This is a genomic window from Streptomyces sp. NPDC059002 (assembly GCF_042740435.1).
Classification (GTDB): Bacteria; Actinomycetota; Actinomycetes; order Streptomycetales; family Streptomycetaceae; genus Streptomyces.
On record NZ_JBHYJI010000044.1, the window covers coordinates 71,206 to 75,615 of the forward strand.

Annotated in this window: 2 protein-coding genes; both read right to left on the minus strand. The window is 76.2% G+C overall.

Annotation, left to right across the window (positions count from 1 at the left end; all coding sequences use genetic code 11):
* Positions 1–133: 133 nt before the first annotated feature.
* The gene (locus ACFWZ2_RS31030) at positions 134–1,864 is read right to left on the minus strand and encodes a PucR family transcriptional regulator (RefSeq protein WP_384551286.1); all 1,731 of its coding nucleotides are present in this window, start codon (positions 1,862–1,864) and stop codon (positions 134–136) included.
* Positions 1,865–2,071: 207 nt separating this feature from the next.
* Positions 2,072–4,225 carry an ATP-binding protein gene (locus ACFWZ2_RS31035; protein ID WP_384551288.1) on the minus strand — a complete coding sequence of 718 codons (2,154 nt, stop codon included), beginning with the start codon at positions 4,223–4,225 and terminating at the stop codon, positions 2,072–2,074.
* Between the last annotated feature and the right edge of the window lie 185 nt (positions 4,226–4,410).

The following is a 4,410-nucleotide window of genomic DNA, read 5'->3' on the forward strand; positions in this document are numbered from 1 at the left end:
CGCGCGCCGTTCCCCGCGCCCCTTACGGGGCTGGTGGGGGCCTGGCGCGTCGTTCCCCGCGCCCCTTACGGGGCTGGTGAGGGCTTGGTGCGTCGTTCCCCGCGTCCCTTGCGGGGCGCGCCGTGTGGGGGCGTCAGTCTGAGCCCATTGAGGTTGCTTTTAGGGAGAGCCAGAGCTCCATGCGGACGTCGGGGTCGTCCAGGGAGCGGCCGAGGATTTCTTCTACGCGGCGCATGCGGTAGCGGAGGGTGTGGCGGTGGACGCCGAGGTCGGCGGCGGCGGCGTCCCACTGGCCGTGGCGGGAGAGCCAGGCGCGGAGGGAGGCGACCAGGTCGCCGCGGCCGGTCGCGTCGTGTTCGTGCAGGGCGCGGAGCAGTCCGTCGGCGAAGGCCCGCACCGCGTCGTCGGCGAGCAGCGGCAGGACGGATCCGGCGGCCAGTTCCTCGTGTTCGACGAGGGCGCGGCCGCGTCTGCGGGCGACGGACAGGGCCTGTTCGGCCTGCTTGTAGGCGCTGGCGGCGGCGATCGGTCCTGCCGGTGCGGACAGGCCCATCACCAGTTCGGCCTCCTCGCCGGACGCGGCCGGGGACTCGGCGGGTGTGCCGACGCGGCCCGCTTCCAGGGCCGCCGCGTACGCGGCGCAGGCCCGCACTCCGGCGCCGCCGTCCACGGCGAGGAGCACGAGGCGTTCGCCGTACGGGACGACGAGCAGGGCCTCGCCCGCGCGGGCGGCCGCGGCCTCGACGACGTCGACGAGCGCGGCGAGCGGGTCGGTGCCGTGCGCCTCCGCGGCCGCGAGGACGGCAGCGGGCGGCGGGGCGACGGGGCGTGCGCCCTCGTCCTGCGTCTCGCCGTCGCCCGCGGTCCCGGTGGCCCCCGCCCCCGCGGCGCCCTCGGCCCCGGCCCGCACCCGCGCGGCCGACGCGGACGCCACCTCGGCGACGACGAGCCGGAAGGGGGCGTCGAGGAGCCCGCCGTACAGGTCGCCCGCGACGGTGCGTGCGTGGTCGGGCTCTCCCGCGAGCAGCATCCGCAGCACGGCCGCGCCGATCCGCTGCTCGGCGGCGTGCAGCGAGCGGGAGCGTTCGGTGGTCAGGGTGAGCAGGGCGATGGCGGAGTGCACCGCGTACCGCTCGGCGGTGCCGAGGGTGGACGCCGTGCCGACGGCGAGCGCGGCGCGCGGTCTGCGGCCCGTGCCGAGGGAGTGGAGTTCGACCCGGTCCTCGGCGCCCGCGACGACGGAGCTGGCGGGCGCGGGCCGCTCCCGCAGGCGTTCGACGTCGGCGGTCAGGCGACCCGCCCTGCGCGAGGCCCACTCCGGTGCGGTGGCGACGACGGCGCCGGACGCGTCGTACAGCGCGGCCCAGCCGTCGACCTGTCCGGCGAGGGCGAGCAGGAGCCCTTCGGGGCCGTCGCTCAGTGCCTGCTTGGTCAGCTCGCGCTGGGCGGCGAAGCCCGCGGTCACCGCGCGGTACTGCTCGGCGGCGATGGAGGCGGACACGGCCTTGCTGATGGCGAGGAACGGGGTGCGCCGCGGGACCTCGATGAGCGGCAGGTCCGCCTCGGTCGCGGCGTCGAGCAGGGCCTTGGGGATGTCGGGGTAGTGGACGCCGACGGCGAAGCCGAGCCCGACGACACCGGCGCCCGCGAGCCGCTTCACATAGCGCCGCATGACGTCCGGGTCCTCCGCGTCCAGCTTGAGCGCGGTGATCAGGAGCAGTTCGCCGCCCTCCATGTAGGGCACAGGGTCGGCGAGTTCGCTGGCGTGCGCCCAGCGCACGGGGGTGTCCAGGCGTTCCTCGCCCGCGCGCACGGTCAGCTTGAGCGCGGAGTGGTGGACGAGCGAGGCGAGCGTGGGCGGCATGGGACCTTCAGGTCTGCGGCAGGCGGGGCGGGCGGGTTCCCGGCCCCCGGGGTGCGGGCGCCGGGATGTGGATCTTTTGGCCGGTCCGTATGAACGACCTGTGTCGATTCTGCCTCACCGTACGGTGCGCCCGAGACCGAACACCTCGTACGTGCGAGGCGGAAACCCGCCCTCCGTGGACGGCCCGGGTGCCCCGCGCCCGCCGCTTCAGGCCCGCAGGTCCACGAGCAGCGGCGGCGCGTACTCCCCCCGTACATCGGTCAGCGACAGCACCGCGTGCCCGGGCGGCACCCCGTGCGCCAGCTCGGAGGCCGACCAGCGCTCGCGTTCGACCTGGCGGACGGTGACGGCGCGGGCGGTCGGGGCGTTGCCCGTGATGACACGGCGCAGCATGTGCACGGTCTTGCCCAGCGGGGTCTCGGCGATGATCTGCCGGTCGGTGACATCGCGTGCCTCGGTCCACTCCTTGCCCCAGACCTCCGCGAAGTCCTGCCCGTCCCACGGGGTGAGCCCGGCGAGCGCCATGCGGCAGCCGATCGCGCCGAGCAGCGGGGTGCGCAGCGGCCTGGGTACGTCGTCGAGCGTACGCAAGGTCATGACGACGCCCGCGTTGGCGGACCGCAGGCGCTGGATGCGGCGTACGGATTCCGGGGTGACCGTGCCCGACGCGTCGTCGAGGACGAGGCAGGCGAAGAGCGAGCGGTCCTCGCGCACGGCGGCGCTCGCGGTGAACTGGGCGAGCACGAGGCGGGCCAGGATCCGCGAGGCGTCGGCGTGGCCGCGCTCGGGCAGGTCGATGCGGACGCGGACGGGGTGGTCGAGGGCCCGCAGCGAGAAGGGCGAGCTCTGGCCCGTCGTGTCGAAGAAGGCGGCGAAGGCGGGCCGGTCGAGCAGGGCGATGCGGTCGGCGAGGACCGCGCCCGGGTCGCCGGGGTGGCCCAACTGCCGCTCCCGGGCGTCGAGTTCGCGGATCATCGCGTCCTGCCCCACCTCCTGGAGCGCCTTGCGCAGGGCGCCGAGCGGGCCGGGGGAACCGTCGAGCAGGGCGCGCAGCTCCGGCACGGAGGGGAAGCGCCGGTGGACGGCGGCGTAGGGGCCGAGGAGCTGGGCCAGGCAGGTCGTGGAGCGGCGGCTGTCCCCGCTGGGGTGCGGGTCGACGAGGTCGCCGACGAGCGCTTCGGCGAGCACGGCGGCCGCCTCGTCGGGGTCGCTGGTGCCGCCGTACAGATCCAGGTCGTACGCGGAGTCGGGGTGGCCGACGCGCACCACCACGTCGTAGTCCTCGGTGGGCCCGAGCCCCGCGCCCGCCGCCCCGACGACCACCACGGCGGCCCGCCCGGCGAGCGCCCCGAGGCAGAGCGACTCGGCGAGCGGCCACACCACGCGGGCGGTCTTGCCGGAGCCGCCGGGTCCGACGGCGAGCAGCGAGGTGCCGAGCAGGTCGGGTCCGAGGGCGAGGCCGGTGCCGCGGTAGGCGTAGGGGTTGCGCGCGTCGTCGGCGGTCGTGCCGATCCGCACCTGCGCGGTGGCGAGGTCGTGCCGGGCGGCCCTGGCGGGCAGGTCTCGGTCGCCCGAGGGGTGCGGACAGGCGCGGGCACCGTCGCGTACGACGGCGTCGGTGAAGGCGGTCAGCGGACTGCGTCCGGCGCGCACGGACCGCCAGGCCCGCGCGATCCTGGCGTGGTCCACGTCCCGCATCAGACCGGCCCCCGCGTCGGCGGCGAGCCGGTCGGCGGCGGCCTCGGCGCCCGCCGCCCGCAGCTGGGGCCAGCGGGCGGGGTCCTCCTCGGGTGCGGGCAGCGGTGCGGGGGCCTCGCGGCGGCGCAGATGGGGGGCGACGAAGCGCCGCCAGACCTCGCCCCAGCGGCCGATCTTGCCGACGCCGATCATGATGACGAAGGCGATGAGGGTGTAGTAGCTGTACCAGACGAACGCGTTGCCGACCTTGTTGTGCGCGTAGATCCAGGCGTCGGGCAGGAAGAGTTCGAGCGGCAGGACCCACCAGCCGCCGAGGTAGCCGTTCCACAGCAGGGACCAGATCAGCCATCCCACGAGGAAGGAGATCAGCGCCCCGCTGAGCAGCTGCCGGGTCGGTACGACCTCGGGTTCCTGCGCGGGCCGCGGCTGGTGCGCGAAGCGCCAGATGCCGGGCGCCGCGGCCGGCCGCGGCGCCCGCAGCCAGGCGAGGAAGGCGGCCCCCTCGGGCAGCGGCGGGGCGCCCGGGGCCCGCGCGGGACGCGGCGGAAGTCCGGGTGCGGGCACCCCTGACTGCGGTGCCACGGCCCCGGGCGGAGGCGCCGCCGGGCGCGGCACCGGTGTGGCGTGTGTGCCGCGTGCGTCGTGCGTGCCGTCGGAGTCCATGCCCCTTGCCCCCTGACCAGCCGATCTGTTGTTTCGCGGGTCAATCTAGTGCCCCGGCAGGGGGAGTTCGCCGGATACGCGCCCGGGCCTGCGGCGATCCGGCGCCGCCGAGCCGTGCGATCCGGCGCCGCCGAGCCGTGCGGGGCGGACCCGCCGAGCCGTACGAGGCGGACCCTCCGAGCCGT